The 26,415-nt window shown below is 71.7% G+C and carries 22 protein-coding genes; 13 read left to right on the forward strand and 9 right to left on the reverse strand.

The features are described 5' to 3' along the window. Positions 1 to 98: 98 nt before the first annotated feature. Together QQM67_RS14375 and QQM67_RS14380 are read left to right on the forward strand one after the other, a co-directional pair. Complete coding sequence (locus QQM67_RS14375) at positions 99 to 1,025, forward strand: FAD-dependent oxidoreductase (protein WP_314174208.1); 927 nt, start codon at positions 99 to 101, stop codon at positions 1,023 to 1,025. Between the two features lie 138 nt (positions 1,026 to 1,163). Then, complete coding sequence (locus QQM67_RS14380; protein WP_314174209.1) at positions 1,164 to 2,675, forward strand: M1 family metallopeptidase; 1,512 nt, start codon at positions 1,164 to 1,166, stop codon at positions 2,673 to 2,675. A gap of 123 nt (positions 2,676 to 2,798) precedes the next feature. On the opposite strand, the gene QQM67_RS14385 is transcribed toward QQM67_RS14380, so the two are convergent. Together QQM67_RS14385 and QQM67_RS14390 are read right to left on the reverse strand one after the other, a co-directional pair. Next, positions 2,799 to 3,584, reverse strand: a complete 786-nt coding sequence (locus QQM67_RS14385; RefSeq protein ID WP_314174210.1) for a VOC family protein — start codon at positions 3,582 to 3,584, stop codon at positions 2,799 to 2,801. 160 nt (positions 3,585 to 3,744) lie between these two features. Continuing rightward, positions 3,745 to 4,566, reverse strand: coding sequence for an oxygenase MpaB family protein (locus QQM67_RS14390; protein ID WP_314174485.1), 822 nt, complete (start codon positions 4,564 to 4,566; stop codon positions 3,745 to 3,747). A gap of 673 nt (positions 4,567 to 5,239) precedes the next feature. Between QQM67_RS14390 and QQM67_RS14395 the strand changes: the two genes are divergently transcribed. The 5 genes from QQM67_RS14395 to QQM67_RS14415 all read left to right on the forward strand — a co-directional run bounded on the left by QQM67_RS14395 (position 5,240) and on the right by QQM67_RS14415 (position 9,638). Further along, on the forward strand, positions 5,240 to 6,961 hold the full coding sequence (locus QQM67_RS14395) for an ATP-binding protein (RefSeq protein WP_314174211.1): 1,722 nt from the start codon (positions 5,240 to 5,242) through the stop codon (positions 6,959 to 6,961). Further along, positions 6,958 to 7,374 carry a roadblock/LC7 domain-containing protein gene (locus QQM67_RS14400; RefSeq protein ID WP_070010021.1) on the forward strand — a complete coding sequence of 139 codons (417 nt, stop codon included), beginning with the start codon at positions 6,958 to 6,960 and terminating at the stop codon, positions 7,372 to 7,374. Before QQM67_RS14395 ends, QQM67_RS14400 begins: the two co-directional genes overlap by 4 nt. Beyond that, positions 7,371 to 7,727, forward strand: coding sequence for a DUF742 domain-containing protein (locus tag QQM67_RS14405; RefSeq protein WP_314174212.1), 357 nt, complete (start codon positions 7,371 to 7,373; stop codon positions 7,725 to 7,727). The genes QQM67_RS14400 and QQM67_RS14405 overlap by 4 nt, the downstream gene beginning before the upstream one ends. Beyond that, on the forward strand, positions 7,708 to 8,322 hold the full coding sequence (locus tag QQM67_RS14410; RefSeq protein WP_314174213.1) for a GTP-binding protein: 615 nt from the start codon (positions 7,708 to 7,710) through the stop codon (positions 8,320 to 8,322). The genes QQM67_RS14405 and QQM67_RS14410 overlap by 20 nt, the downstream gene beginning before the upstream one ends. 110 nt (positions 8,323 to 8,432) lie before the next feature. Continuing rightward, the gene (locus tag QQM67_RS14415) at positions 8,433 to 9,638 is read left to right on the forward strand and encodes a cytochrome P450 (RefSeq protein WP_314174486.1); all 1,206 of its coding nucleotides are present in this window, start codon (positions 8,433 to 8,435) and stop codon (positions 9,636 to 9,638) included. Between the two features lie 44 nt (positions 9,639 to 9,682). Here the strand turns inward: QQM67_RS14415 and QQM67_RS14420 are convergent, their stop codons facing one another. Next, positions 9,683 to 11,518, reverse strand: a complete 1,836-nt coding sequence (locus QQM67_RS14420; protein WP_314174487.1) for an AMP-dependent synthetase/ligase — start codon at positions 11,516 to 11,518, stop codon at positions 9,683 to 9,685. 168 nt (positions 11,519 to 11,686) lie between these two features. On the opposite strand from QQM67_RS14420, the gene QQM67_RS14425 reads away from it, so the two are divergent. Beyond that, positions 11,687 to 12,475 (forward strand): MerR family transcriptional regulator, encoded by a 789-nt coding sequence (locus QQM67_RS14425; RefSeq protein ID WP_314174214.1) that lies wholly within the window; start codon positions 11,687 to 11,689, stop codon positions 12,473 to 12,475. A gap of 13 nt (positions 12,476 to 12,488) precedes the next feature. Here QQM67_RS14425 and QQM67_RS14430 read toward each other — a convergent pair whose 3' ends face one another. The 5 genes from QQM67_RS14430 to QQM67_RS14450 all read right to left on the reverse strand — a co-directional run bounded on the left by QQM67_RS14430 (position 12,489) and on the right by QQM67_RS14450 (position 19,459). Further along, positions 12,489 to 14,669, reverse strand: a complete 2,181-nt coding sequence (locus tag QQM67_RS14430) for a 3-hydroxyacyl-CoA dehydrogenase NAD-binding domain-containing protein (protein WP_314174215.1) — start codon at positions 14,667 to 14,669, stop codon at positions 12,489 to 12,491. Between the two features lie 109 nt (positions 14,670 to 14,778). Then, positions 14,779 to 15,993 carry an acetyl-CoA C-acetyltransferase gene (locus tag QQM67_RS14435; protein WP_314174216.1) on the reverse strand — a complete coding sequence of 405 codons (1,215 nt, stop codon included), beginning with the start codon at positions 15,991 to 15,993 and terminating at the stop codon, positions 14,779 to 14,781. A gap of 39 nt (positions 15,994 to 16,032) precedes the next feature. Continuing rightward, positions 16,033 to 17,175 (reverse strand): acyl-CoA dehydrogenase family protein, encoded by a 1,143-nt coding sequence (locus QQM67_RS14440; protein ID WP_314174218.1) that lies wholly within the window; start codon positions 17,173 to 17,175, stop codon positions 16,033 to 16,035. Between the two features lie 98 nt (positions 17,176 to 17,273). Beyond that, a complete protein-coding gene (locus tag QQM67_RS14445; RefSeq protein ID WP_314174219.1) occupies positions 17,274 to 18,299 on the reverse strand; it encodes an LLM class F420-dependent oxidoreductase in 1,026 nt (341 codons plus the stop codon). Further along, a complete protein-coding gene (locus QQM67_RS14450; protein ID WP_314174220.1) occupies positions 18,296 to 19,459 on the reverse strand; it encodes a CaiB/BaiF CoA transferase family protein in 1,164 nt (387 codons plus the stop codon). The genes QQM67_RS14445 and QQM67_RS14450 overlap by 4 nt, the downstream gene beginning before the upstream one ends. A gap of 346 nt (positions 19,460 to 19,805) precedes the next feature. On the opposite strand from QQM67_RS14450, the gene QQM67_RS14455 reads away from it, so the two are divergent. Genes QQM67_RS14455 through QQM67_RS14465 form a run of 3 tightly spaced genes read left to right on the forward strand, consistent with a single transcriptional unit; the run spans position 19,806 to position 22,391 of the window. Beyond that, positions 19,806 to 20,702 carry an SIS domain-containing protein gene (locus QQM67_RS14455; protein ID WP_314174221.1) on the forward strand — a complete coding sequence of 299 codons (897 nt, stop codon included), beginning with the start codon at positions 19,806 to 19,808 and terminating at the stop codon, positions 20,700 to 20,702. A 43-nt stretch (positions 20,703 to 20,745) separates the two neighbouring features. Then, positions 20,746 to 21,588: a class II fructose-bisphosphate aldolase gene (locus tag QQM67_RS14460; RefSeq protein WP_314174222.1), complete on the forward strand. Its 843-nt coding sequence runs from the start codon at positions 20,746 to 20,748 to the stop codon at positions 21,586 to 21,588. Continuing rightward, entirely contained in the window at positions 21,585 to 22,391 is an 807-nt protein-coding gene (locus QQM67_RS14465; RefSeq protein ID WP_314174223.1) for a DeoR/GlpR family DNA-binding transcription regulator, read from the forward strand. Before QQM67_RS14460 ends, QQM67_RS14465 begins: the two co-directional genes overlap by 4 nt. An 84-nt stretch (positions 22,392 to 22,475) precedes the next feature. Here QQM67_RS14465 and QQM67_RS14470 read toward each other — a convergent pair whose 3' ends face one another. Then, the gene (locus QQM67_RS14470) at positions 22,476 to 23,390 is read right to left on the reverse strand and encodes an MBL fold metallo-hydrolase (protein ID WP_314174224.1); all 915 of its coding nucleotides are present in this window, start codon (positions 23,388 to 23,390) and stop codon (positions 22,476 to 22,478) included. Between the two features lie 94 nt (positions 23,391 to 23,484). Between QQM67_RS14470 and QQM67_RS14475 the strand changes: the two genes are divergently transcribed. After that, the gene (locus QQM67_RS14475) at positions 23,485 to 24,411 is read left to right on the forward strand and encodes an AraC family transcriptional regulator (RefSeq protein ID WP_314174225.1); all 927 of its coding nucleotides are present in this window, start codon (positions 23,485 to 23,487) and stop codon (positions 24,409 to 24,411) included. 296 nt (positions 24,412 to 24,707) lie between these two features. Beyond that, on the forward strand, positions 24,708 to 26,366 hold the full coding sequence (locus QQM67_RS14480; protein WP_314174226.1) for a CoA transferase: 1,659 nt from the start codon (positions 24,708 to 24,710) through the stop codon (positions 26,364 to 26,366). The last annotated feature ends 49 nt before the right edge of the window (positions 26,367 to 26,415 follow it).

The following is a 26,415-nucleotide window of genomic DNA, read 5'->3' on the forward strand; positions in this document are numbered from 1 at the left end:
GTGAGTGTTTTGCGGCCGGTACGTGTACATGAACGCGCCGAGACGCCTCACTCCCGGTCGGACAGTGCCCCACCGGGACCGCGGGATAACGTCGGTCCATGGACGAAGTGATCGTCGTGGGCGGCGGGGTGAGCGGACTGACGACGGCCGTGCTCCTCGCGGAGCGCGGCCTGGACGTACGGGTGTGGAGCCGCGACGCGGACGAGGACACGGCGTCGGGCATATCCGGAGGGCTGTGCTGGCCGTACCGCATCGAGCCGCAGGAGAAGGCGCTGGAGTGGGCGGTGCGCTCCTTCCGCAACTTCGCCTGGCTCGCGGAGCAGCCGTCGCTGACGGGTGTGCGGCTGGTGCGGGGCACCCTGGAGGGGGCAGCGTCCGGCTCGGCGCCGCCCGAGTGGCTCTCCCTCATCGGGTCGCCGCCGCGCACTCCCATCGCCGACATGCAGCGGTATCTCCCGTATCTGCGGGGGCGGTTGGCGGCGGCGGGCGGCCGCTGCGAGCGGCGCACCGTCGGCTCGCTCGACGAGGCCTCCGCGGAGGCGTCTGCGGTGGTGAACTGCACCGGGCTCGGCGCCCGGGAGCTGGCCGGTGACACCGGAATGCGGCCCGTGCGGGGCCAGATCGTCGTCGTGGAGAACCCCGGCGTCGAGGAGTGGTTCCTCTCCTCCGAGGAGGGTTCGGCCGAGACCACGTACGTACTGCCGCAGCCCTACGGACTTCTGCTGGGCGGCACGGCCGACGAGGGCGCCGAGGACACCACGCCCGACCCCGCCACCACCCGTGCCATCGTGGACCGTTGCTCCCGCGTCCACACCGCGCTGGCCGAGGCGCGGATCATCGAGGTGCGGGTGGGGCTGCGCCCGTACCGGCCGCGCGTGCGGCTGGAGTCGGAGGTCCTGCCGGACGGCACGCCGTGCGTGCACAACTACGGCCACGGCGGCGCCGGAGTCACCGTCTCCTGGGGCTGCGCCCGGGAGGCCGTACGGCTGATGCACGGCGACGGGCAGACGGACGCGCGCAGTTGAGGCACGGTGCCGGATGCCAATCGCATGGCATTCATGTGTAGATGCATACGAAACAGATACGGCACGCGACCCCAGTACTTACCCTTCGACTACTCGAATCGCGCATCTCGGCGCTGTTTCAAGGGAGTTGGAGGACTCGTGCGTCACAGACTCATCGTTGCGGGCGCGGTGGTGGCCGCCCTCGCGCTGACGGTCCCCGCATCCGCGGCCGATGCGGGGCCCTCGCCGGGCGCCCCCGGGGCGGGTGACTCCTACTACCCGGACTACGGCAACGGCGGCTACGACGCCTCCCACTACGACCTGCGGCTGAAGTACCAGCCGAAGTCGGACGAATTGAGCGGCACCGCCACGGTCCTCGCCCGTGCCACCCAGGACCTGAGCCGCTTCAATCTGGACTTCGCGCTCGATGTGAAGGAGGTGCACGTCAACGGCCGCAAGGCGAAGGCGTCCGCCACCGGCGCCCACGAGCTGGAGGTGACTCCGGCCCAACCGATCGAAAAGGGCGAGCACTTCACCGTCGTCGTGCGGTACTCGGGCGTCCCCTCCAAGGTGGAGGTCAACGGCTTCACCTCCTGGCAGCGCACGCCGGACGGCGCCGTCGCGGCCAACGAGCCCGAGTCGGCGTGGTGGTGGTACCCCAGCAACGACCACCCCAGCGACAAGGCGACCTTCGACATCAGCGTCGCCGTCCCCAAGGGCTACCAGAGCCTCAGCAACGGCGAACTGGTCTCCCAGGAGCCCGCGGGAGACGGCTGGGTCCGCGACGCGTGGCGTTCCAGCACACCGCAGGCGACGTATCTCGCGACGCTGGCCGTGGGCAAATTCGACATCACCAAGGGCCGCACCGAGGGCGGGATACCCGTCGTCAACGCCTACAGCAAGGGCCTCGGCGACGAGGACGGTTCGGCGCGCGCCTCCATCGAGCGCACCGCCGAGGTCACCGACTGGCTGGAGAGCGTGTTCGGCAAGTACCCGTTCAGCTCGGTCGGCGGCTATGTGCCGGACACGGGCGCGCACTTCGCGCTCGAGACGCAGACCCGGCCCTTCTACGGCAACGACCGGTTCAAGGAGGGCACGGACGTCTCCGTCGTCGTACACGAGCTGGCGCACCAGTGGTACGGAGACAGCGTCTCGGTGCGCAACTGGCGGGACATCTGGCTCAACGAGGGCTTCGCGACGTACGCCTCGTGGCTGTGGTCGGAGAAGGAGGACGAGGGCACGGCGCAGGAGATCGCCGACGAGGTCTACGCCTCGCACCCCGCCGGCGACGAGTTCTGGAAGGTCGCCCCGGCCGACCCCGGCGCGAAGAACCAGTTCCACGAGGCCGTCTACGACCGGGGGGCGATGGCCCTCCAGGCGCTGCGCAACAAGATCGGCGACAAGGACTTCTTCACGATCCTCAAGGGCTGGCCGGCCGAGCGCGGGGGCGGCAACGCGCGCGTCGGGGACTTCGTGAAGTACGCGGAGAAGGTCTCCGGCAAGTCCCTCTCGTCGCTCTTCGACACGTGGCTGCGCACGGCCTCGAAGCCCGCGAAGCCCGCGTTCGGCGGCGGTACGGCGGCCGCCGAGGGCAAGGCCGCCGACGGCAAGCGGGAGCGGCCGGAGTCGTGGGAGGAGATCCAGGCGGTGCACACCGCGCACCGCCACTGAGCGACGTCCCGGCGAGTCGTACGGCGCCACCACGCACACACACGCCCCGGCTTCCGGAACCGGCCGGTTCCGGAAGCCGGGGCGTTGCGGTGTGGCGTCGTGAGCCGCGAGGGCCCGGACGGCTCAGGCGTTGCCCATCGGTACGGGCTTGATGAGCGCGAACACGGCGCCCTGCGGGTCCTGAACGACCGCCATGCGGCCCGCCATCATGTCGAACGGCGGCACGAGCACCGAACCGCCCGCTCTGGTGAGGGCGTCGACCGTGCTGTCCGTGTCGTCGATCGCGAAGTACGTGATCCAGTGCGAGGGCGTTCCGGGCGGGGAGTTCTCCAGGCCCTGCATGCCGCCGACCGTCTTCCCGCCCGCGTTGAGCGCGTGGTAGCCGGGCGCGCCCTCCATCGGCGTGGTCTCGATGCCCAGGTTCCGGTAGAAGGCCATCGCGGCGTCCGGGTCGGAGGTGTTGAGCTCGCTCCAGATCACGGCACCGTGCTGGTTGACCATCTGCGCGCCGATGAAGTCCTTCGCCTGCCACAGGCCGAACACGGCACCGGTCGGGTCCTTGGCGACGGCCATCCGCCCGAGGTCCATCACGTCCATGCCGGGCACCATCACCTCGCCCCCGTTGGCCGTGACGCGGTGCGTCGCGGCGTCGACGTCCTCCGTCGCCAGATACATGGTCCAGGCGGTCGGCGGCGTGGGCTGGTCGTCCGCGGGCATCGCCTTCATGATGCCCGCGACGGGCTTGCCGTGCAGGGTGCAGACCGAGTATCCGGAGGTCTCCGGAGGGCCGATCTGGCCCTGCCAGCCGAAGAGATCCGTATAGAAGTTGAGTGCGGCCTGCTGGTCGGGGACCATCAGATCGGTCCAGCACGGGACGCCGGTTTCGTACCTCTGAGTTACCTCGGGCATGACAGCTCCTTGTCGGGACTCGGTGCCGGTCACTGTGCCGAGACAGCCGTGCGGGGCCGCCTCCGCCACGCCGCCCCCGGCCCCGGCCGCCACACCGAATTCACTCGCATCCCCTCATCCGCGCTCCGGTGCCCCGGCACCGCGGCCGTGCGCGGGGGTGTCAGCGGCGCAGACCCTCGCGGTGCTCCTTGCGTGCCGCGTACGCGGGAGGCAGGTACCGCAGCCGCTCCGGCAGCACCGGCATCACGAGGCGCACCGCCCGCCCGAGCCGCACCAGCCGCCGCTCCTGCCGCGGAGTCCAGGGCAGATCCATCGCCTCGCGGGCGTCCGGCGGCATCAGGCCGATGGTGACGAAGCGCCGGAAGCGGGCGACCCCGCGCCGCAGCGCCGGCCACAGCAGCCGCAGCACGGCGCGCAGGGGGCGCGGGCCGAGATCCGGCGGAGGCAGCGGACGGCCGGTGTCGACCAGCTCGTCCACGACGAGGGTCCTCTCCACCTCCTCCGCCAGCATCCGCCTGTAGTACGGCCAGAACTCCTCGACGCTCTGCGGCATGTGGCGGTCCGGGATGCCGAGGACCCGGCCCACCTGGAGCCACTCCCCGTACAGCTGCCGCTCCTCGGCGTCCGTGTACGGGCGGCTGCCGAGGTAGCGCTGCGCGTTCCGGTAGACGGGGAAGCCGGTGGCGTGCACCCACGAGTAGCAGCCCGGGTCGAGGGCGCGGTACTCGCGGCCGTGCGCGTCGACGCCCTGGATTCCGCGGTGCAGCCGCCGCAGCCGCCGGCCCTCCGCCGCGGCCTCGTCGCCGCCGTAGACCCACAGCTGCACGCTGGCCAGGGAGCGCTCGCCGCGGCCCCACGGGTCGGTGCGGAAGACCGAGTACTCGTCGACTCCGGCGCTGACGGCGGGGTGCGCGACCTGCATGGTCAGGGCGGCCGGAAGGGCCAGCAGCGTCCGCACCTCGCCCGCCAGATCCCACAGCATGCCGCCGGGCGGGGGCGGTTGGGGCGCCTCGGCCGCGTCGGCCGTCCCGCCCGTGAGGGACGTTCCGTCGCCGTCCGTGCCGCCGTCGCGGTTCCTGCCGTCGCTGCTGTCGCCGCTCACATTGCTCATGATGCTCCCTGCGGATTACGAGTGCCCGTCCGCCTGCGGTTGATGGGTAATTTCACGTGCTGCGCATCCGTCCTGCCGTTTTGGCCGCCGATTCGCAGAGCGCCCGGCTTTCGGTGCACGGACCGCAGCGACGAGGCGATGCGGAACCTCACGAGCCCTTCCCACGGAAGGCATCCATGGCCAGACTGAAGACGGCGTAACCGGTCGGGCACTTCGCGGCGGGAAGACATGCGGAGGGCGGCCGGTCACGCCCGAACGACCAGATACGACAGGGGAAGCAGCATTTGCGTGCAGCGGTGGTCTTCAGGTCTGCGGCGGTACGAGCGGGATCCAACGGGACATATTCGGCGGGCCTTTCGACCTCCTACGCCGGTCCCGCGCACCCGGAAGTTCTGAACGGGCGGACAGAGATGAGCGATTGATCAGATCTTTTCGGCCTGCGGCTTTAAATGATCGCGGGCTCCCCTATATTGGTGCGGCGCTGATCGGGCTGTCGCGGCTCACTTCCCTCCCTGCCCGGACCTGTCCACAAGGACCCTGATTGATGACCCCCGAGACCTCTCCACCGTCCAAACGCTCCGCCAACGGCGCCGCGGCCACTGGATCCGGCCGGCCGCCGAAGACGCCGAGAGCGGGGACGGGCACGGCTCTCGCCCTGCTGATAGCCGTGCTTCTCACCGGGCCTGCCTGCCTGGTCGCCGTCTATGCGGCGCCGCAGTCCATGCGCCCCGGCATCGCCTGGGGCAGCGGCGCGGCCGCGGCGGCGCTGAGCATCGCGGTCGCCCTCGCGACGCGCGGCATCCTCGTCGCCCGGGGGCTTCGCGCCGTCATCGAGCGGCAGAACTCGGAGGCGGAGGCCGAGCGGGCGGTGGCCGCGCACTTCGCCGACGTCATCGTCCCGATCCTGGTGGAGCGGCTGCGCTCCGGCGCGTCGGCGCAGACGGCGCTCGCCGCCGTGCCGACGGTCGCCAACAGCACCCACCAGCGCGTACTGCACTCCCTGGCCAACGAGGTGCACCGCGGAGAGGGGATGCGCGCCGCCGCGATGGCCGCGTGCGCCAACGCGGCGGGCCGCGTGCAGGCGCTGGCGACGAGCATGGCGGCGGACCTCCGGGAGATGGAGCACAAGTACTCCGACGAGGAGGTCCTCGGGGACCTGCTGCACCTGGACCACCGCACGGCGCAGACGGGGCGTCTCGCGGACTCGATCGCGGTGCTGACCGGCGCCCGCACCGGGCGGCGCTGGGCGAAGCCGATCGTCATGGAGAGCATCCTGCGCGGCGCGATGGGACGCATCAGCGGCTATCAGCGCATACGCCTGCACTCGTCGTGCGAGCTGGCCGTGGCGGGTCACGCGGCCGAGGGCGTGATGCACGCGCTGGCCGAACTCATGGACAACGCCGCGAACTTCTCGCCGCCGACCTCCGAAGTGCACGTGTACGTCGAGGAGGCGTCCGCCGGCGTCATCATCACCGTCGAGGACGGCGGGCTCGTGATGGGCGACGTCGCCCTGGAACGCGCGCAGCAGGCCGTCTCCTCGGAGTCGCTGGACCTGACCAACCTCTCCGGTACGCGGCTGGGTCTCGCCGTCGTGGGGCGGCTGGCCCACAAGCACAACCTCTCCGTCTCCTTCCGGCCCTCCGCGCACGGCGGCACCGGAGTGCTGCTGATGATCCCGCAGACGCTGGTCACCCAGCCCAAGCGGGAGACCGAGAGCCCCGCGCCCGCACGCAGCCGCGAGAGCGGTGCCTCCGGGCCGCGCTCCTCCCCCGCGACGTCCGCTCCCTCGGGGCCCCGTCCGTCCGAACCCGTCGCCGGTTCCGGTACGGAGTCCTCGCTGCCCGGCCGGGAGTCGAAGCGCACGGGCGATCTGCCGCGGCGCAGGCGCCCCGACGCGGCACCCGCGGGCGAGAGCACGGAACAGGACACGGCCCTGGCGTCCGCGCGCACGGCCGACCCGGGCCGCAACGACGAACCCGAACCCTCCCCCGAGCACGCCTCCGTCACGGAGACCGGCCCCAGCGGCCTGCCCAAGCGGCGGCGCGGGCAGACGCTCGCCGCGGCCCAGCAGCGCAACGCGTCCTCCGAACCGGGAAGGGCCGCGGCCCAGCCGGCGAGATCGGCCGAGCAGTCAGGGTCGCGGTTCGGTGCCTTCCGCCGGGCCGTGCAGGGCGGTTCGTCCGCACAGGAGCAGAAACCCGACGACGACGCTTCTTCCGTGTCCCCCTCCACCTCCTCGTCCCGCCCGGAGGACAACACCGAATGATCACCGACGGCAAGCTCGACTGGCTGCTGGAGAGTCTGCTACGGCGGACACCGGGAGCGCGGCACGCCCTCGTGCTGTCCCGCGACGGACTCAAGCTGTGCAGCTCCTCCGAACTCGACATGGACCAGGCCGATCAGCTGGCCGCCATCTCCGCGGGCATCCAGAGCCTCTCCCACGGCGCGTCCGTGGAGTTCGGCAACGGCAGCGGAGGCGTGCGCCAGGCGATGGCCGAGTTCTACGGCGGCATCCTCTTCGTCGTGGAGGCGGGCTCAGGAGCCCATCTCGCGGTCGTGGCGACGGAGGACTCGGACGTGGGCCTCATCGGCCACAACATGAACGAACTCGTCGAGCAGCTGAGCGAGTACCTCACCACTCCGCCCAGGCAGCAGGACGAGACCAGAGACCCCGCATGAAACGGCCGGGCCGGGACGACGACCCGGACCGGCTGTACACCGTCACGGGTGGGCGCAGCCGGTCGGGCACCGACGCCTTCGACCTGGTAACGCTGGTGGTCAGCGAGTCCGAGCCGACTCCTGGAATGCAGTCGGAACACGCCTCCATCCTGCGGATCTGCCGGTCGCCCACGGCGGTCGTCGAGATCGCGGCGGACCTCGGGCTGCCCGTGTGCATCGTACGGATCCTCCTCGGCGACCTGCATGCCGCAGGGCGGATCACCGCCCGGCATCCGCGTACGGCCGCAGCGGCGGATCAACTCCCCGATCCAGAAATCCTGAAGCAGGTGCTCGTTGGACTCCGCAATCTCTGATCTGACAGGAACCCGCCCACCACTGCGCAGCACCGCCGACAACGGCCTCAAGATCGTCATCGTCGGCGGTTTCGGTGTCGGCAAGACCACGATGGTGCGCTCCGTCAGCGACATCCGTCCGCTCAACACCGAGGAGACGATGACGCGGGCGGGCGAGGGCGTCGACGACGCCGACGGCGTGCCCACCAAGACGACGACCACGATCGCCTTCGACTTCGGGCGCATCAGCCTCGACGAGCGCACGGTGCTGTACCTGTTCGGGGCGCCCGGCCAGGAGCGCTTCTGGTTCCTGTGGGACCGGCTCTTCACCGGCACCCTCGGCGCCGTCGTCCTCGTCGACACCCGCAGACTCGTCGACAGCTGGTACGCGATCGACCGCCTCGAACAGCACGGCATGCCCTTCATCGTGGCCAGCAACGACTTCGGCGGTCCCCACTACTCCGCGGACGACGTGCGGGAGGCGCTCGATCTGTCCGACGGCATCCCGCTCATCGAATGCGACGCCCGCTCCCGCGAGTCGAGCAAGGAAGTGCTGATCACCCTCGTCGACCACCTGTACACCCTGTCCTCCTCCGCCCGGGAGAGCGCTACGTGACCACCCCAGACCCGCAGTCCGCCTCCGAGGAGTCCCGCGAGCCCGGCGACGCGGAATCGGAGCGGACCGCGCCGGCGTCCGGGTGCCCGGTGCACCCCGACGCCGTCCCCATGTTCGGGCACCGCTTCATCAGCGAGAACCGAGGGCAGCTCTACCGCGACATGCGCGAACAGCACGGCCCCGTCGCTCCGGTGACCCTTATCGGCGACGTGCCCGCGTGGCTGGTGCTCGGCTACCGCGAGCTGCACCAGATCACCGGCAACCCCGCGCTGTTCACGCGCGATTCCTCGGTCTGGAACATGTGGGAGCGGATTCCGCAGGACTGGCCGCTGATGCCGATGGTGGGCCGCCAGCCCTCGATCCTCTACGAGGTGGGCGACCGGCACGAGCGGCGCTCGGCCCTCGTCAGCGACGCGCTGCGCGGCGTCGACCCGTTCGAACTGCACACGCACTGCGAGCAGCACGCCGACGAGCTCATCGACGCCTTCTGCGAGCGCGCCCGTGCCGATCTGGTCGACCAGTACGCCATGCAGCTCCCCGCGCTCGTGCTCGCCCGCATCTTCGGCTTCACCGACGAGGACGGCGCCGCGCTCGTCCCGAGCATCAACGCGGTCGTCGACGGCGACGACGGCGCGATCGAGGGCAGGCAGCACCTCCAGCGCGCCATGGGAACGCTGCTGCGCTCCCGGGCGATCTCGCCCGCGGGCGACGTGGCCACGCGGATGCAGACGCATCCGGACTCGGGCGAGTTCTCCTCGGAGGAGATCCTCGAGGACATGATGGTCAACATCGTCTCGGGCCATCAGCCCACCGCGGACTGGATCAGCAACTCGCTGCGGCTGATGCTCACGGACGACCGGTTCGCCGCCTCGCTCGGCGGCGGACGGGCCAGCGTCGGCGAGGCGATGAACGAAGTCCTGTGGGAGGAGACGCCCACGCAGAACATCGCCGGACGCTGGACGACGCGCGACACTCAGCTCGGCGGCCGGCACATCCAGGGCGGCGACCTGCTCATCCTCAGCTTCGCCGCCGCCAACGCCGATCCCCAGATCCGCCCGGACCAGCACTCGTTCACGGGCGGCAACAGCGCGTTCCTCTCCTTCGGGCACGGCTCGCACCGCTGCCCGTACCCGGCGCAGGAGATCGCCGAAGGCATCGCGCGTACGGGCATCGAGGTGCTGCTGGACCGGCTGCCCGACGTCGATCTCGCCGTCCCCGAGGAGGAGTTGACCTGGCGCCCCTCCCCGTTCCTCCGCGGGCTGGAGGCGCTGCCCGTCACCTTCACGCCCACCTCCGCGGTGGGCGGCAGGCGCTGACGCCGGGACGGGCCGCGCCGCCGGGCCGCGGCGCGGCGGCCCGTTCAGACGGCGGGAGTGCGCCCGCCGTCCGCGTACAGCTGCTCGACGAGATGTCCGTACCGCTCGCGCAGCGTGCTGCGGCGCAGCTTCAGGGACGGCGTCAACTCGCCGGTCTGCGGGCTCCATTCGTCGCCCAGCAGCTCGTACCGCCGGACCTGGGCGGCGCGTTCGAGGCGGGCGTTGGCCGCCGCCACCGCGCGGTCCGTCTCGGCCAGGACCGCGGGGTGGAGGTGCAGGCGGCCGGGCTCCGCGTCGACGCCGTTGGCCGCGGCCCATGCGGGCGCCGCCTCACCGTCCAGCACCAGCAGGCCGACGATGTACGAGCGGCCGTCTCCGTGCACGAACGCCTGCCCGATGAGCGGGTGTTCCTTGAGGGTGTTCTCCACCAGCGCGGGTGAGACGTTCTTGCCGGTCGAGGCCACGATCATCTCGGACTTGCGGTCCGTCAGCCACAGGAAGCCGTCCTGGTCGATGCGTCCGATGTCGCCCGTGGCGAACCACCCTTCGCCGTCCGTGACGGGCTCCACGGACCCGTCGGCGCACAGATACCCCTCGCAGACGATGGGGCCGCGCACGGAGATCTCGCCGTCTCCCGCGATGCGCAACTCGACGCCGTCCAGCGGCCTGCCGACCGAGCCGAGCCGGAACGCCTCCATGCCGTTGGCTGTCGCGGCGCCCGTCGTCTCGGACAGCCCCCAGGCGTCCATGATCACAAGGCCGAACCCCGCCCAGAACCGCACCACTTCCTGCGGCATGGGCGCGGACGCGCTCGCCGTCCAGACCAGCCGGTCGAAGCCCGCGAGGGCCAGCATCGGCTGGAGGATCTCCCGCTTGACGCGCTCGTAGGCGGCCGCCGTCGCGGGCGGGGGCTCCTCACCGCGTTCCAGATGGCCCACGTACTCGCGGGCGATGTCGCCGGCCTCCTCGACGGCGCGGCGCCGCTCCTCGGGGAGCTGCGCGAGCGCTGCCCGTACGGACGCCGTCAGCTTCTCCCACACGCGCGGCACCCCGAAGAACTGCGCGGGATGCAACTCCCGTACGGTGGCGGCGACTTCGGCCGGATCGGCGCACATGTGGACGTGCGAGGCGCGGAACACGGGCAGATAGATGCCGAGCATGCGCTCGGCGATATGGGCGAAGGGCAGGTAGCAGATGTGCTCGACGTGGTCGGGCAGCCGGACGACCTCTTCGAGCGCGAGGCCGCTGAGCACGACGTTGCGGTGCGAGACGACGACGCCCTTCGGGGGGCCGGTCGTGCCCGAGGTGTAGACGACGGTCACCGGGTCGGAGGCTTCCGCGGCCCGCCACCTGTTCTCGAACTCCGCCGCGTCGTAGGAGCGTTCGAGCTCCGCCCACGGGGTGTGCCCTTCGGCGGCCTCCCCCTCGGCCACGACGAGGCGCTCCATGTGCGGCCCCAACGCCCGTACCTCCGCGGCTCCTTCGACCACCGCGAGCCGGGCGCGGCTGTGCTGGGCGATGTGGGCGATCTGCGCGGGTGCGGCGGTGCCGTACACGGACACGGGGACGGCACCGAGATGGACGAGGGCGAGGTCGGTGAGCCAGTGTTCGGGACGGTTGCCCATCATCATCAGGACGTGATCGCCGCGATCGACGCCGAGGGCGGCGAGGCCCGTGGCCAGCCGCGCGGTGCGCTCCCGCACCTCGGCCCAGGTCAGGGTCGCCCACCGTGCGCCGTCTCCGCCGGACGGAGGGCGCCCGCCGTGCTCTCTCCAGGAGAGGGCGGGCAGGTCGCCGTGGTCCTCGGCGTTGCGCAACAGCAGTGCTGGGACGGTGACTTCGGCGGGGTCGGCTGCGGGGAGTCGCAGTGCGGTGGTGATGGCTGCCTCCGTACGTGTGCGGCTGTACCGGTGACACGGGACCTTACGGGCGGGCAGGAGGGCGTGCGGCGACTTTGCTCGGGGCATTGCAGTACAGGACCGGTGAGACAGCAATACTGTTGAACGCGGTTCAGCGGATTTCCGGCGGACGGTGTCAGGGAGAGGCGCATGGTGGAGGAGCAGCAGGGCGGCGAGGGCGGAGAAAGCGCCGGAGCCGACGGCCTGACCGTGGACCAGCTCGCCGCGCGGGCGGGTGTCACGGTCCGTACGATCCGCTTCTACAGCACCCGCGGCCTCCTGCCGCCGCCCGCCATCGGGCCGCGCAGGGTGGGCCGTTACGGACCGGCCCACCTCTCCCGGCTGGCCCTGATCGAGGAGCTCCAGAACCAGGGCATGACCCTCGCGGCGATCGAGCGCTATCTGCGGCGCCTGCCGGAGGACACGGACCCGCACGATCTGGCGATCCACCGCGCCATGGTCGCCTCCTGGATGCCCGACACCGTCGACGAGTCCACCCGCGAGCAGCTGGAGGGGCGGGTCGGCCGGGAGCTGACCGGCGACGACCTGGAGCGGCTGACGGCGATGGGCGTCCTGGAGACCACGGACGACCCCGGCCGCTTCCTGGTGGATCCCGCGCTGCTGCACCTGGGCGTGCGGCTGCTGGACATGCCGCTGTCGCAGCAGACGATCCTCGCCGCGCGCGAGGCGATGCTGGAGCACGCGCGCGCGGCGGCACGGGAGTTGAGCCGCCTCTTCAAGGACGAGGTGTGGGAGCCCTACCGGTCGCGCGAGGACGATCCGGAGCAGGTGGAGCGGATGAAGTCCCTTTCGGCCCATATGCAGCCGATGGTGGTGCAGGCGCTGATGACCGCGTTCCAGCGGTCGCTGAAGGAGGAGCTGCGGGGCGCGTTCCCGAAGGGGCGCGCCCCGCACTCCCCGGACGACGTCCGTCGTTGAGGACTTGAGGACGTCAGTCCTTGAAGAACTCGCCCTTGTCCGCCTTCTCCGCGAGCAGGTCCGGCACGGCGAAGCGGTCGCCGTAGCGCTCCTGGAGCTGGCGGGCACGGGCGGTGAACCCGGCCGGGCCGCCCTCGTATCCGTTGATGTACTGGATCACGCCGCCCGTCCACGGCGGGAAGCCGATGCCCATGATGGAGCCGATGTTGGCGTCGGCGACCGAGGTCAGCACGCCCTCCTCGAAGAGGCGGACGGTGTCCAGCGCCTCGGAGAAGAGCATCCGCTCCTTCATGTCCTCGAAGGGGATGCCGGGGTCGGCGTCCTTCTTGAAGTGCTCGCGCAGGCCCGGCCAGAGCTTGCCGCGCTTGCCGTCCTCGTCGTAGTCGTAGAAGCCCGCGCCGCCGCTTCGGCCCGTACGCCCGAACTCGTCGACCATCCTGTCGATGACCGCGTCCGCCGGGTGCGCCTTCCACTCGACGCCCTCGGCCTCCAGGCCGCGCCGGGTCTCCTCGCGGATCTTGCGGGGCAGCGTGAGGGTCAGCTCGTCCATCAGGGAGAGCACCTTGGCCGGGTAGCCGGCCTGGGCCGCCGCCTGTTCGACGGTCGCGGGCTCCACGCCCTCGCCGACGAGCGCGACGCCCTCGTTGATGAAGTGGCCGATGACGCGGGAGGTGAAGAAGCCGCGGGAGTCGTTGACGACGATAGGGGTCTTCTTGATCTGCTGCACCAGGTCGAAGGCGCGGGCCAGCGCCTCCTCCCCCGTCCTGCGGCCCTTGATGATCTCCACGAGCGGCATCTTGTCGACGGGCGAGAAGAAGTGCAGCCCGATGAAGTCGGCCTGGCGCTCGACGCCTTCGGCGAGCGCGGTGATCGGCAGCGTGGAGGTGTTGGAGCACAGCAGGGCGTCGGGCTCGACGATGTCCTGGATCTCCTGGAAGACCTTGTGCTTGAGCGCCGGGTCCTCGAAGACCGCCTCGATGACGGCGTCGCAGCCCGCGACCGCCTGCGGGTCGGCCGCGGGCGTGATGCGGGCGAGCAACTCGTCGCGCTTCGCCTCGGTCGTACGTCCGCGCTTGAGTGCCTTCTCCAGCAGGCCCTCGGAGTAGCGCTTGCCCTTCTCGGCGGCCTCGACCGACACGTCCTTGAGCACGACGTCGATGCCGGCCTTCGCGCACGAATAGGCGATGCCCGCACCCATCATCCCGGCGCCCAGCACCGCGACCTTGCGCACGGGGCGGGACTCGACGCCCGCGGGGCGGCTGCGTCCGGCGTTGACGGCCTGCATGTCGAAGAAGAACGCCTGGATCATGTTCTTCGAGATCTGCCCGGTGACCAGCTCGACGAAGTAGCGGGCCTCGATCACCTGGGCCAGCTCGAAGTCGACCTGGGAGCCCTCGACGGCCGCGGCCAGGATGTTGTGCTGGGCCGGGTAGGGGGCGCCACCGGTCTGCTTCCTCAAGTTGGCGGGAAAAGCAGGCAGGTTGGCGGCGAGCTTCGGATGGGACGGCGTGCCGCCGGGAATCTTGTAGCCCTTCACGTCCCAGGGCTGTACGGACTCCGGGTTGGCGTCGATGAAGGCGCGGGCGGCGGCCAGCATGGCCTCCTCGCTCTCCACGACCTCGTGCACGAGGCCCTTCTCCTTGGCCTTGGCCGGGAAGTACTGCTGGCCCTGGAGCAGCACGTTCAGCAGCGCGTCGGCGATCCCCAGCAGGCGGACCGTGCGGGTCACGCCGCCGGCGGCGGGAAGCAGGCCGAGGGTGGCCTCCGGACAGCCGATCTTGGAGCCCTTCGCGTCGAGCGCGACGCGGTGGTGGCAGGCGAGCGTGATCTCGAAACCGCCACCCAGGGCCGCGCCGTTGATCGCGGCGACGACGGGCTTGCCGAGGGTCTCGATGCGGCGCAGATCGCGCTTGAGCTGCATGCTCCCTTCGAAGACCTCGTCGGCGTCCTCGGGACGGGCGCGGATGAGGTCGTTGAGGTCGCCGCCGGCGAAGAAGGTCTTCTTGGCAGAGGTGAAGATGACGCCGCGGAGCTCGCCCGCCTCGTTCGCACGCTCCAGGCGGTCGGCGATCACGCCGAGCGATTCCTTGAACGCGGCGTTCATGGTGTTGGCGGACTGGTCCGGGTCGTCCAGTACGAGCGTGACGACTCCGGTCTCGTCCTGCTCCCAGCGGATGGTCGTGGACTCGGGCATGGTGGGTGCTCTCTCCGTACGTGAAGCGATGCGGTGGGGGCGGGCGGTGTGCGCGGACGGCGGTCCGTACGGCCCGGGCCCGGGCCCGGCGGCCGTACGGGGCCGTGAATCAGAGCCGTTCGACGACGGTGGCGCTGCCCATGCCCCCGCCGACGCAGAGCGTGACGAGGCCGTAGCGCTGGTCGCGGCGCTCCAGTTCGTCGACGAGGGTGCCCAGCAGCATCGCCCCGGTCGCGCCCAGCGGGTGGCCCATGGCGATGGCGCCGCCGTTGACGTTGATCTTCTCCAGCGGCAGTTCCATGTCGCGGGCGAAGCGCAGCACCACCGCGGCGAACGCCTCGTTCATCTCGACCAGGTCCATGTCTGCGGCCGTCAGGCCCGCCTTGGCGAGCGCCTTGCGGGAGGCGGGCGCCGGGCCGGTGAGCATGATCGTCGGATCGGCCCCGGAGACGGCGGCGGAGACGATGCGGGCGCGCGGCCGCAGCCCGTAGCGCTCGCCGACCTCCGCGTTGCCGACGGCGACGAGTGCGCTTCCGTCGACGATGCCGGAGGAGTTGCCCGCGTGGTGCACGTGGTCGATCTCCTCGACCCAGTGGTACTTCTGGAGCGCCACGGCGTCGAAGCCGCCCATCTCGCCGATGTCCTTGAAGGAGGGCTTCAGACCGGCGAGCGACTCGACCGTGGTGCCCGGCCGGATGTGCTCGTCCCGTTCGAGGACGGTGAGGCCGTTGCGGTCGACGACGGGGACGACCGAGCGGTCGAAGCGCCCGTCCTTCCACGCCTGGGTGGCCAGCTCCTGGGAGCGGGCGGCGTACTCGTCGACGTCGGTGCGCGAGAAGCCCTCGATGGTGGCGATGAGGTCGGCGCCGATGCCCTGCGGCACGAAGCCCGTCTCCAGGCTCGTCATGGGGTCCATGTGCCATGCGCCTCCGTCGGAGCCCATCGGCACGCGGGACATCGACTCGACGCCGCCCGCGAGGATGAGGTCCTCCCAGCCCGAACGCACCTTCGCCGCCGCGAGGTTGACGGCTTCGAGGCCCGACGCACAGAAGCGGTTCTCCTGCACTCCGGCGACGGTGACGGGGAGCCCGGCCGCGATGGCCGCGGTCTTGGCGATGTCGGAGCCCTGGTCCCCGATGGGGCTGACGACGCCGAGCACGATGTCGTCGATGGCGCCGGGCTCCAAGTCGGGGAAGCGGCGCCGCAGTTCGTGGATCAGGCCGACGACGAGGTCGATGGGCTTGGTGCCGTGCAGGGCGCCGTTGGCCTTGCCGCGGCCGCGCGGGGTGCGGACGGCGTCGTAGAGATACGCTTCGGTGCTCACGATCGGCAGCCTTTCGGTGCGTACGGGGTACGGGTCGGATCAGTCGAGGATCGAGCGGCCGATGATCTCTTTCATGATCTCGGTCGTGCCGCCGTAGATGGTCTGGATGCGCCCGTCGGTGTAGGCACGGGCGACCGGGAATTCGTTCATGTAGCCGTAGCCGCCGTGGAGTTGGAGGCAGCGGTCGGTCACGCGCTTCTGGAGTTCCGTCGCCCACCACTTGGCCATGGAGGCGTGCGCGGCGTCCAGTTCGCCCTTCGCGTGGTCCTCGATGCAGCGGTCGAGGAAGGCACGGGTCACGGCGCACTCGGTGGCGAGTTCGGCGATCTCGAAGCGGACGTGCTGGAGTCTGGCGAGCGGACGCCCGAAGGCCTCGCGCTCCTTCACGTACCGGGTCGTCTGCTCCAGGATCTCCTCGCTGCCGGAGATGGCTCCGACCGCGATGGCCAGCCGCTCCTGGGCCAGGTTGGTCATCAGGTGGAGGAAGGCGCCGTGCAGCTCGCCGAGGAGGTTCTCCTTCGGCACGCGTACGTTGTCGAAGAACAGCTCGGCGGTGTCCTGCGACTTCTGCCCGATCTTGTCGAGGTTGCGGCCCCGCTCGAAGCCGGGCATGCCCCGCTCGACGACGAGAAGGCTCAGGCCCTTGGCGCCGCCCTCCGGCTTCGTACGGGCGACGACGATCACCAGGTCCGCGAGGATTCCGTTGGAGATGAAGGTCTTGGAGCCGTTCAGCACCCAGTGGTCGCCCTCGTCCTCCGCCGTCGTCCGGATTCCCTGGAGGTCGGAGCCGGCGCCGGGCTCCGTCATGGCGATCGCGGTGATGATCTCGCCGGAGCAGAAGCCGGGGAGCCAGCGGCGCTTCTGCTCGTCCGTCGCGAGGGATGTCAGATACGGGCCGATGATGTCGTTGTGCAGGCCGAGGGCGAGGCCCGCCGTGCCGGTACGCGCGAACTCCTCGGCGAGCACGGCCGCGTAGCGGAAGTCGTCCGTGCCGCCGCCTCCGTACTCCTCGGGGACGGCCAGTCCGAGCAGGCCCTGACGGCCGGCCGCCAGCCACGCCTCGCGGGAGACGATGCCGTCCTTCTCCCACTGCTCGTAGTGCGGCTCGACCTCCTTGGCGAGGAAGGTGCGGACGGTCTGCCGGAACGCTTCGTGGTCCTCGGTGTAGATCTGGCGCTTCATGTGGTCGGTGCTCCCCTTCGAGCGTTCGCGTCTTCGCATCCTCGCGTCTCGCCTGCTCGCGCCCTGCCGCGCACCGCGCCCACGAGCCGGCGGCTTCGTCAGAGCCAGCCCTTGACCTTCTCGATCAGCACGGCCGGGTCGGGCCCGACGGGCGTCACGTTGAGCATCGTCACCCCGGCCTCGCGGAACGCCTCGATGCGCTCACGCACGTATCCCTCGGGGCCGCAGAGGGAGACCAGCTCACAGAACTCGGCGGGGACCGCGGCCTCTGCCTCCCTCTTCTTTCCCGCGAGGTAGAGGTCCTGCACCTTCTCGGCCGCCTCCTCGTAACCGTACGCCCGGGCCACGTCGTTGTAGAAGTTCTTCCCCTTGGCGCCCATGCCGCCGATGTAGAGGGCGATGAGGGGGCGCACCTGCTCCCGTACCGCCGCGGCGTCCTCGCCGATGGCCAGCAGGGTTCCCGCGGAGATCTCCAGGGGCCCGCGGGCCGGATCGCGCAGCGCGGCGCCCTCCGCCAGGGCCGTGCCCCACACCTGCTTGGCCTTCTCCGGCACGAAGAGGTGGGGCAGCCAGCCGTCGGCGATCTCGGCGGTCATGCGGACGTTGGCAGGGCCGAGGGAGGCGATGAAGATCGGGATCTCTGCTCGCTGCGGAGGGTTGAGGAACTTCAGCGGCTTGCCGAGCCTGCCGCCCTTCTCCGCCGGCAGCGGCATGTCGGTGATGCCGTGGTGGTCGATGACCTCCCGCCGCCAGATGCGCCGGCACAGCTCGGCGGTCTCGCGCGTGCGGCCCAGCGGCTTGTCGTATGCCCGTCCGTGCCAGCCCTCGACGACCTGCGGCCCGGACGCACCGAGCCCCAGCAGCGCGCGCCCCTCGGAGAGGACGTCGAGGCCGGCTCCCGTCTGGGCGATGAGCGCGGGCGTGCGGGAGTAGACGTTGAGGATGCCGGCGCCGATGAGCATGCGCTCGGTGCGGGCGGCGATGTAGCCCAGGATGGTGGGCGAGTCGAAGCCGTACGCCTCGGCGACCCACACGGCGTCGAGGCCGGCGGCCTCCAGCTTCACGGCCTCCTCGGCGGCCGTGCGCGGGTTGTCGGCGTACTGGAGGGGGGTGGCGATCTTCATGCGTCACTGTCCTTGGCGGAGTCGGTACGGGCGGGCTCGGCGAGCGCGGGCAGCTGCCAGTCGCGTGCCACCTCTGCGGCGTCCGCGCCGGGCACCGCGGGCGGGCGGGAGACGGCGGCGGGCGTCTCGGAGAAGCGCGGCGCGGGCGCGGGCTGGGTGATGCCGGCGTGCTCGACGAAGGTGCCGCGGGCGGCGAGGTGCGGATGCCGGGGCGCCTCGCGCAGGGAGAGGACGGGGGCGACGCAGGCGTCGGAGTCGCGGAAGACCTCGTTCCACTCGTCCCTCGTACGTGCCTTGAACCGTTCGGCCACGACGGCGCGCAACTCGCCCCAGGCGGCCGGGTCGTCACGGCCCGGCACCTCGCTCTCGATGCCGAGCAGCCTCGTGAACTCCCGGTAGAACTGCGGCTCCAGAGCGCCCACGGCCATGTGGCCGCCGTCGGCCGTCTCGTACGTCCCGTAGAAGGGGGCGCCGCCGTCCAGCAGGTTCGCACCCCGCCTGTCCTGCCAGGCCCCCGCGGCGAGCATGCCGTGGATCATGGCGGTGAGGTGGCTGGTGCCGTCCACGATGGCGGCGTCCACGACCTGGCCCCGGCCCTCGGGCGTGCGCGCGTGCTGGAGGGCTGCCAGTACGCCGATCACCAGATAGAGGGAGCCTCCGGCGTAGTCACCGAGCAGATTGGCCGCCGCGTACGGCGGGCCTTCGGCGGGGCCGGTCATGCCGAGGGCGCCGGTCAGGGCGATGTAGCCGATGTCGTGCCCGGCGCGCTGGGCGAGCGGCCCGTCCTGCCCCCAGCCGGTCATGCGGGCGTAGACGAGCGAGGGGTTGCGGGCGAGGCAGGCGTCGGGGCCCACGCCGAGGCGCTCGGCGACGCCGGGGCGGTTGCCCTCGATGAGGACGTCGGCGCGCTCGGCCATGTCGAGGACGGCGGCGAGACCGTCCGGGTCCTTCAGGTCGAGGGTGACGGAGCGCTTGTTCCGGTTGGTGACGTCCATGGCGGGGTCGATGCCGAGGGCGGCGCCGCCGGGCCGGTCGACGCGCACCACGTCGGCGCCCAGGTCGCCGAGCACCATCCCCGCGAAGGGGCCCGGGCCGATCCCCGCCAGTTCCACGACGCGTACGCCACGGAGCGGGCCCTCGGTGTACGACGCCGCTGTCATCACGCCCGTCCCCTGACACTTTGACACAACTGATGTAACACCAGGGATGCTAAGGACGTCCCGCGCAATCCACAAGCCCGCACCCCGGAGCGCCGAGCCGGTCGTCCCGTGGCATGCACCACACCGGATAACGGCCGTGCGGACGCCTCCTTCTCCGCCCGCGCGGGGCGGTCGGCCGCGGCAGCGCCGGGCGCGGCCGGCCGGGTCGGTCAACAGCGCCGCTGCTCACCGGTACGAGCGATGGCACGAGAGCGGAAACTGCGCAATACTGACTGCGATACCGCTCTAATGAACAACTTCGCGCAGATCGCTGAGGCGCGGAGCGGCGAGGTCTGATGGGGGTCCGATGAGCGAAACCACGCACATGGAGCGGGAGTTGCGCAGCCAGCCGGAGGCGTGGCGCTCGGCGGCGCAGCTCGCGGCGGGGGCGCCGCTGCCGCGCGCCGGCCGGCGGGTGGCCGTGGTGGGATGCGGCACGTCGTGGTTCATGGCGCAGGCGTACGCGGCACTGCGCGAGAGCGCGGGGCTCGGTGTGACGGACGCGTTCGCGGCCTCCGAGGCGCTGCTCGGCGCGGAGCGGAACTACGAGCAGGTGCTCGCGATCACCCGCTCCGGCACCACGACGGAAGTGCTGCGCCTGCTGGAGGCGGTGCGGGGCCGCATCCCCACCGTGACGGTCATCGGCGATCCGGACACCCCGGCCACGGCCGTCTCGGACGAGACGGTGGCCCTGCCCTTCGCCGACGAACGGTCCGTCGTCCAGACGCGGTTCGCCACCAGTGCGCTCGCGCTGCTCCGTGCGCACCTCGGGGAGGACGTCGAGGAGGCCGCGCGGGACGCGCGGGAGACGCTGACGGCCGAGGTCCGCCAGGAGTGGGTGGAGGCCGAGCAGTTCACGTTCCTGGGCACTGGCTGGACGGTGGGCCTGGCACACGAGGCCGCGCTCAAGATGCGGGAGGCATCGCAGTCCTGGACCGAGTCCTATCCGGCGATGGAATACCGGCACGGCCCGATATCCATCGCCGCTCCCGGGCGCGTGACATGGCTGTTCGGGCCGTCGCCCGAGGGGCTGGAGCAGCAAGTGGCGGGCACGGGCGGGGCGTTCGTGCACCATGCGGGGCGCGATCCGCTGGCGGAGCTGGTGCTGGTGCAGCGCGTCGCGCTGGAGCGGGCACGGGCGCGGGGGCTCGACCCCGACGCTCCGCGCGCCCTGACCCGCTCCGTCATGCTGGATGCCCCCTGATTCGCATCCATCCACCGCCCTGCCCTCGACGGAGGCCCGCAGCATGCCCCTTGTCTCCACCGCGTCCATCCTCGATCCGGCACGTGCGGCGGGCCTCGGCGCGCCCGCGTTCAACGTGCTGCATCTGGAGACCGCCGAGGCGCTCGTCGCGGCAGCGGAGAGCGCGGGCGTTCCGCTCATCCTCCAGATCAGCGAGAACTGCGCCCGGTACCACGGGAGTCTGACGCCTCTGCTGCGTGCGACGCTCGCGCTGGCGGAGGCCTCCGCTGCGGCCGTCTCCGTACATCTGGACCACATCACCGACCCCGCCCTGCTGCGGGAGGGCGTCGAATCCGGGGCGCGGTCGGTGATGATCGACGCCTCGGCGCTTCCGTACGGGGAGAACGTCGCCACGACCGCGGAGCTGACCGGCTGGTGCCACGCCCGGCAGGTCTATGCGGAGGCCGAGTTGGGAGAGGTGGGAGGCAAGGACGGCGTGCACGCACCCGGTGCGCGCACGGACCCGGAGGAGGCGCTCGCCTTCGTGGAGGCCACGGGGGTGGACGCCCTCGCCGTCGCCGTCGGCTCCTCGCACGCGATGCGGGAGCGCACGGCCGTGCTCGACAAGGAACTGATCCGGGCGCTGCGTCAGCGGCTTCCCGTGCCGCTGGTGCTGCACGGATCGTCGGGGGTGCCGGACGAGGAGCTGCGTGCGGCGGTCGCCGCCGGCATGACGAAGATCAATATCTCCACCCATCTGGTGTCGGTGTTCACCGGCGAGGTGCGAAGGACGCTGTCGGAGAACCCGTCGCTCATCGACTCACGGAAGTACGTGGGCCCGGCCCGTGAGGCCGTCGCGCGGGAGGCGGAGCGGCTGCTGCGCGTGCTCGGGAGCCCTGCGTCATGAAGCGGCACGAGCGGATGAACGCGCTGCTGGAGCTGCTCGGCGAGCGCGGCAGGCTCGACGTCGAGGAGGCCGCGACGGCCCTTGAGGTCTCCGCGGCCACCATGCGCCGCGACATGGACGCGCTGGCCGAGCAGCAGCTGCTCAAGCGCACCCGCGGCGGTGCGGTGCTCGGCTCCGTCGCGTACGACCTGCCGATCCGCTACAAGCACGGGCACCACGGCGTGCAGAAGCACGCCGTCGCGGAGACCGCGGCGGGAATGGTCGCACGCGGCGACGTCGTGGGGCTCAGCGGCGGCACGACGACGACCGAGATCGCGCGAGTCCTCGCCACCCGGCCGGAGTTCGCGGAGCCGGGCCCGCGCGCACATCTGACGATCGTCACCAACTCCCTGAACATCGCGAACGAGCTGGCGGTCCGCCCGCAGATCAAGATCGTGCTGACGGGCGGCGTCGCCCACTCCCGATCCTTCGAACTCACCGGCCCCTACAGCGAGATGGTGCTGCGGCAGCTGACACTGGACATCGCCTTCATCGGTGTGAACGGCATCGACGCGGAGTGGGGCGGCACGGTCCACGACGAGGCCGAGGCGACGACGAACAGGCTCATGGCCGAGCGGGCGGCCCGCGCGGTCGTCGTGGCGGACTCCTCGAAGCTGGGGCTGCGCTGCTTCGCCCGGGTGGGCGGCGCGGACGTCTTCGGCACTCTCGTCACGGACACGGGGATGGACGACGACGCGCGACAGGAGTTCGCGGACCAGGGGCTGCGCGTGGTGGTGGCCGCCCCGCACATCGCGGAGGCCTGACGGCACCTGGCGACGCAGCCGCGTTCCGGCGACAAGAGAGGGCACCTGCGCGGCACTCGGCGCCGCGGAAGCGCCCGTCGCGGGTCAGCCGGAACCAGCCCACCGGCTGACCGTGAAGCGGTCGCCGTCCCGCTTCACCTCGGCGGCACCCGCACCGGCGAAGTGAGCGGGGATCACCAACTCGACCTCGTCGGCGGCGCGTTCGAGCAGCCGGCGCCGCGTGGCCGCCGCCTGCCGCCGGTCCTCGCAGAAGCAGCTGTTGTACGAGGGCTCCAGGATCTGCACCGGGCTGTGCAGCACGTCTCCCACGAAGACCGCCCTGTCGGCACCCGACCGCACTCTGAGCACGGACGAGCCCGGGGTGTGTCCCGGCGCCGCTTCGAGCACGAGGTTGTCGTCCACGCGGTGGGTCCCCTCCCACAGCACGGCCCGGCCGAGAACCGGCGCGATGCTGTCGGCGTAGACGAGCAGACTCCCCCGCTGCCGCAGACGTTCGAAGTCGTTGCGCGGCGTACGGCGCCGGTGAGCGTTCTCCGGGGCGAAGTACCGCTGGTCCACGGCCGGGATGAGGTATGTGGCGTTGGGAAAGGCGGGCTCCCAACCACCGTCCCCGGAGCGGGTGTTCCAGCCGACGTGGTCGTAGTGGATATGCGTGTTGACGACGACGTCCACATCCCCGGGCCGCACGCCCGCCTCGGCGAGCCGGTCGAGGAAGCCGGTGTCGAGACGGTCGAACAGCGGGATCTGCGGCCGTTCACGGCCGTTGCCCACTCCGGTGTCGACGAGCACCGTCCTGCCGTCGCTGCGCAGTACCCAGGTCTGCACGGCCGCGTGGTAGGCGTCCGTCTCCGGATGCCAGTGGTCCGGCGCGAGCCACGACGCGTTGTCCCGCCAGATCTCCGGCGTGCTGTCGGGGACGACGGTGCGGGCGGGAGCGATCTCGCTCTGCCACTCGACCACCTTCGTCACCTCCACGGCACCCACGTTGAAGTCACTCATACCGTCAAGCTATCCCCGGGTTCCGAGCGCATGAATGGCTGATCGTCGCTTTCCCATACGCGTACGTCTCAGGCGTCGAGCGTATGGTGGCACCGTGGATTTGCTCAGCGACATCACCGGTGTCATGCGCACTGGGCGCCCTTCGGCGAGCCGCCTGCGGGTGGGCTCCCCCTGGTCCTACCGGTTCGCGCCCTATGACGGGGCGGGGTTCCACGTCGTCGTTTGCGGTTCCGGCTGGCTTCTCATGGATCAGCGGGCGCCGGTACGGCTCGGAACCGGCGACGTGGTGCTGATGCCGTCCGGCCGCGCACATGTGCTGTCGGATTCGCGGGACGGGTCCGGCGCGGTCCCCTTCGAGACGGCTGTCGCGGATCCCGACGGGAACACCGAGTTCCTGTGCGGGAAGTACCGGCTGGAGCGGCACCGTACGCACCCGCTTCTGGCGATGCTGCCGGACGTCGTGCACCTTCCGGCCCGCGTCGGCGATCACCGGGACCTGCGCTCGGCAGTCGATCTGCTGGGCAGCGAGGCGACGGGCCGCCGCCCCGGACGGGACGCGGCGATCGCGGGCCTGCTCGATCTGCTGCTCGTCTACATGATCCGCGCGTGGTTCGACGACCACCGAGACGGCGATGGCCGGCCACGGCTGCTCAGCGATCACGACATCACCGCCGCGCTCGAAGCGCTCCACGGCGCCCCGGCCAGACAGTGGCGGATCGAGGACCTCGCCGCGGAGATCGGTCTCTCGCGGGCCACCCTCGCGAGGAGGTTCACCGAGTCGGTGGGCCAGCCTCCCATGGCCTATCTGACCCAGTGGCGGATGACGCTCGCGGCCCGCCTGCTGCGGGAGACCGAACTGGCACTGGCGGCCGTCGCGCGACAGGTCGGCTACGCCTCGCCGTTCGCGTTCTCGCACGCCTTCAAGCGAGAGTTCGGCATGGCGCCGGCCCGCTACCGCGAGGACCGGCAGAAGGCGCAGGAGACCGCGGCGCCGCATCCCCCACTGAACCCGGGGTCATGAGTCTGGATCGACGGACGGCACGGCGGTTCCGGCCGGGCCGGACGGACGCGTAACCGGGCGCCCAGCAGCCGGGCGCCCGGCGGCACGCGGCCGAACGGCCGGGTGATCCGGGCCTCGTCCCATGGCCCACATGACCCCGGCCGAGGTCACGCCGTCGAGCCCCGGAGCCGAGCCGAGCGGTCCGGCGAACTCGCCGTGCGGGCGGGGCCGGTGAGGGTCCGCCGCCGGGGAACGACGCGGCCGCCTTGGAGTCCGCTACCGCCGGCACGCGGACGGCCGGTGCCAGAATGCCAAGCATGGAACGATCTTCCTCAGCGGCAGCCGGCACGGCGGCCCCGGCCGGCCCGGCGGACCACCTCGACAGTGATCCGCGCGGCGCGGACTCCGCCCCGGCACGGTCCGATGCGGCAGGACGCGAATCGGCGGAGGCGGCCGCCGGACTTCCCGGCACCGCGCACGCCTGGAGGGCGCTGGGCGGCGACATCGCACTGCTCGACCGGATCTCCTGCACGGTGCGGGCGGTCCTGCCCGCGCGGCTGCCCGTCCGGGAGCTGGCCCGTGCGTCCGTCGCGGTGTGCTCGCTCGCGGCGGCCGAACTCTCGTCCGTACGGTCCGAGGGCGCAGCCGGCGCGGGCAGCGCGGGCGCCCCGGCCGGAGCCGGGCCGGTGGTTCCGGCCGTGAGCGTGGACGACGGCGCGGTGGCCGCCGCGTTCACCAGCGAGCGCCGGTTGCGGACGGACGGCCGCGCACCCGTGACCTTCTCCCCGCTCTCCCGCTTCTGGCGCACCTCGGACGGCTGGCTGCGCACCCACGCCAACTACCCGCACCACCGCACCCGGCTGCTCTCCGCCCTCGGCATCTCGGTCGAGGACCGCGACGACGCCACGCTCGCGGAGATCCTCGCCTCCGAGCTCTCCGGGCGCAGCGCCGCCGAGGTCGAGGAGGCGGTGTTCGCGGCGGGCGGACTCGCGGTCGCCGTCCGTACGCCGCAGGAGTGGGCGGCCCACCCCCAGGGCGAGCAGGCCTCCCGCCGTCCGCTGCTCACCACCGCGCGCATGGACCAGGCGCTCCCTCGCCCGCTGCCCTCGCCGGAGGGGAACGGCCCGCTGCATGCGGTGCGCGTGCTGGACCTCACCCGGGTTCTCGCCGGACCGGTCGCGACCCGCGTCCTCGCGCTCTTCGGCGCGGACGTGCTGCGCCTCGACGCCCCGCAGCTTCCCGAGAACGCGGACACGCACGCCGACACCGGAGCAGGCAAGCGCTCCGCGCTCCTCGATCTCTCGTCCCGCTCGGGGCAGTCGGCTTTCGAGGAGCTGCTGTCGGCGGCCGACGTCGTGGTCACCGGCTACCGGCCCGGCGCGCTGGACCGCTTCGGCCTCGCACCGGAGTCGCTGGCCGACCGGCGTCCCGGGCTGGTCGTGGGCCAGCTGAGCGCCTGGGGTGCGTACGGCCCGTGGCACAGGAGACGCGGGTTCGACAGCCTCGTCCAGGCGGCGAGCGGCATCTCCCTCATCGAGGGGCAGCGTGACGAGGCGGGTGAGGAGATTCCCGGCGCCCTGCCCGCACAGGCCCTCGACCACACCACGGGCTATCTTCTGGCAGCCGCCGTCATGCGGGCCCTCACCGAGCAGCGGCGCGGACGGCCGGGCGCGAGGCTCGTACGGCTCGCGCTCGCCCAGACCGCCGACTGGCTGATGAACGGGCTCACTTCACAGGGCGCGCCCGCCGCGCGGCCCGCATGTCCGGGCAACGGCTCCGGCCCGGACCATCACGCCGACCCCGCCGACCCGGAACACCCGGCCCGCCCTGAGGACCCGGCCCTCTGGCTGGCCGAGACCGACAGCCCCCTGGGGCGGCTGCGCTATGCGCTGCCGCCCGTCGGCTATGAGGGCTCCCCCGCCGACTGGTCCCGGCCGCCCGGTGTGCCGGGCGGCGACCCCGCCGAGTGGTGGTGAGCCTCCGCGGCGGCGGCGCGGGTGGCGGCGCGCGGCAACAGCACGGCCG

It is taken from the genome of Streptomyces winkii (genome assembly GCF_032248595.1).
In the GTDB taxonomy this organism is placed as follows: Bacteria; Actinomycetota; Actinomycetes; order Streptomycetales; family Streptomycetaceae; genus Streptomyces; species Streptomyces winkii.

What these genes read in the sequence shown, in the direction of transcription:
- QQM67_RS14375 (WP_314174208.1), top strand. Translation starts at nt 99, where the DNA reads ATGGACGAAGTGATCGTCGTGGGCGGCGGGGTGAGCGGACTGACGACG.
- QQM67_RS14385 (WP_314174210.1), bottom strand. Translation starts at nt 3,584, where the DNA reads ATGCCCGAGGTAACTCAGAGGTACGAAACCGGCGTCCCGTGCTGGACC.
- QQM67_RS14390 (WP_314174485.1), bottom strand. Translation starts at nt 4,566, where the DNA reads ATGCTGTGGGATCTGGCGGGCGAGGTGCGGACGCTGCTGGCCCTTCCG.
- QQM67_RS14395 (WP_314174211.1), top strand. Translation starts at nt 5,240, where the DNA reads ATGACCCCCGAGACCTCTCCACCGTCCAAACGCTCCGCCAACGGCGCC.
- QQM67_RS14400 (WP_070010021.1), top strand. Translation starts at nt 6,958, where the DNA reads ATGATCACCGACGGCAAGCTCGACTGGCTGCTGGAGAGTCTGCTACGG.
- QQM67_RS14405 (WP_314174212.1), top strand. Translation starts at nt 7,371, where the DNA reads ATGAAACGGCCGGGCCGGGACGACGACCCGGACCGGCTGTACACCGTC.
- QQM67_RS14415 (WP_314174486.1), top strand. Translation starts at nt 8,433, where the DNA reads ATGTTCGGGCACCGCTTCATCAGCGAGAACCGAGGGCAGCTCTACCGC.
- QQM67_RS14425 (WP_314174214.1), top strand. Translation starts at nt 11,687, where the DNA reads ATGGTGGAGGAGCAGCAGGGCGGCGAGGGCGGAGAAAGCGCCGGAGCC.
- QQM67_RS14430 (WP_314174215.1), bottom strand. Translation starts at nt 14,669, where the DNA reads ATGCCCGAGTCCACGACCATCCGCTGGGAGCAGGACGAGACCGGAGTC.
- QQM67_RS14440 (WP_314174218.1), bottom strand. Translation starts at nt 17,175, where the DNA reads ATGAAGCGCCAGATCTACACCGAGGACCACGAAGCGTTCCGGCAGACC.
- QQM67_RS14445 (WP_314174219.1), bottom strand. Translation starts at nt 18,299, where the DNA reads ATGAAGATCGCCACCCCCCTCCAGTACGCCGACAACCCGCGCACGGCC.
- QQM67_RS14450 (WP_314174220.1), bottom strand. Translation starts at nt 19,459, where the DNA reads ATGACAGCGGCGTCGTACACCGAGGGCCCGCTCCGTGGCGTACGCGTC.
- QQM67_RS14455 (WP_314174221.1), top strand. Translation starts at nt 19,806, where the DNA reads ATGAGCGAAACCACGCACATGGAGCGGGAGTTGCGCAGCCAGCCGGAG.
- QQM67_RS14460 (WP_314174222.1), top strand. Translation starts at nt 20,746, where the DNA reads ATGCCCCTTGTCTCCACCGCGTCCATCCTCGATCCGGCACGTGCGGCG.
- QQM67_RS14465 (WP_314174223.1), top strand. Translation starts at nt 21,585, where the DNA reads ATGAAGCGGCACGAGCGGATGAACGCGCTGCTGGAGCTGCTCGGCGAG.
- QQM67_RS14470 (WP_314174224.1), bottom strand. Translation starts at nt 23,390, where the DNA reads ATGAGTGACTTCAACGTGGGTGCCGTGGAGGTGACGAAGGTGGTCGAG.
- QQM67_RS14480 (WP_314174226.1), top strand. Translation starts at nt 24,708, where the DNA reads ATGGAACGATCTTCCTCAGCGGCAGCCGGCACGGCGGCCCCGGCCGGC.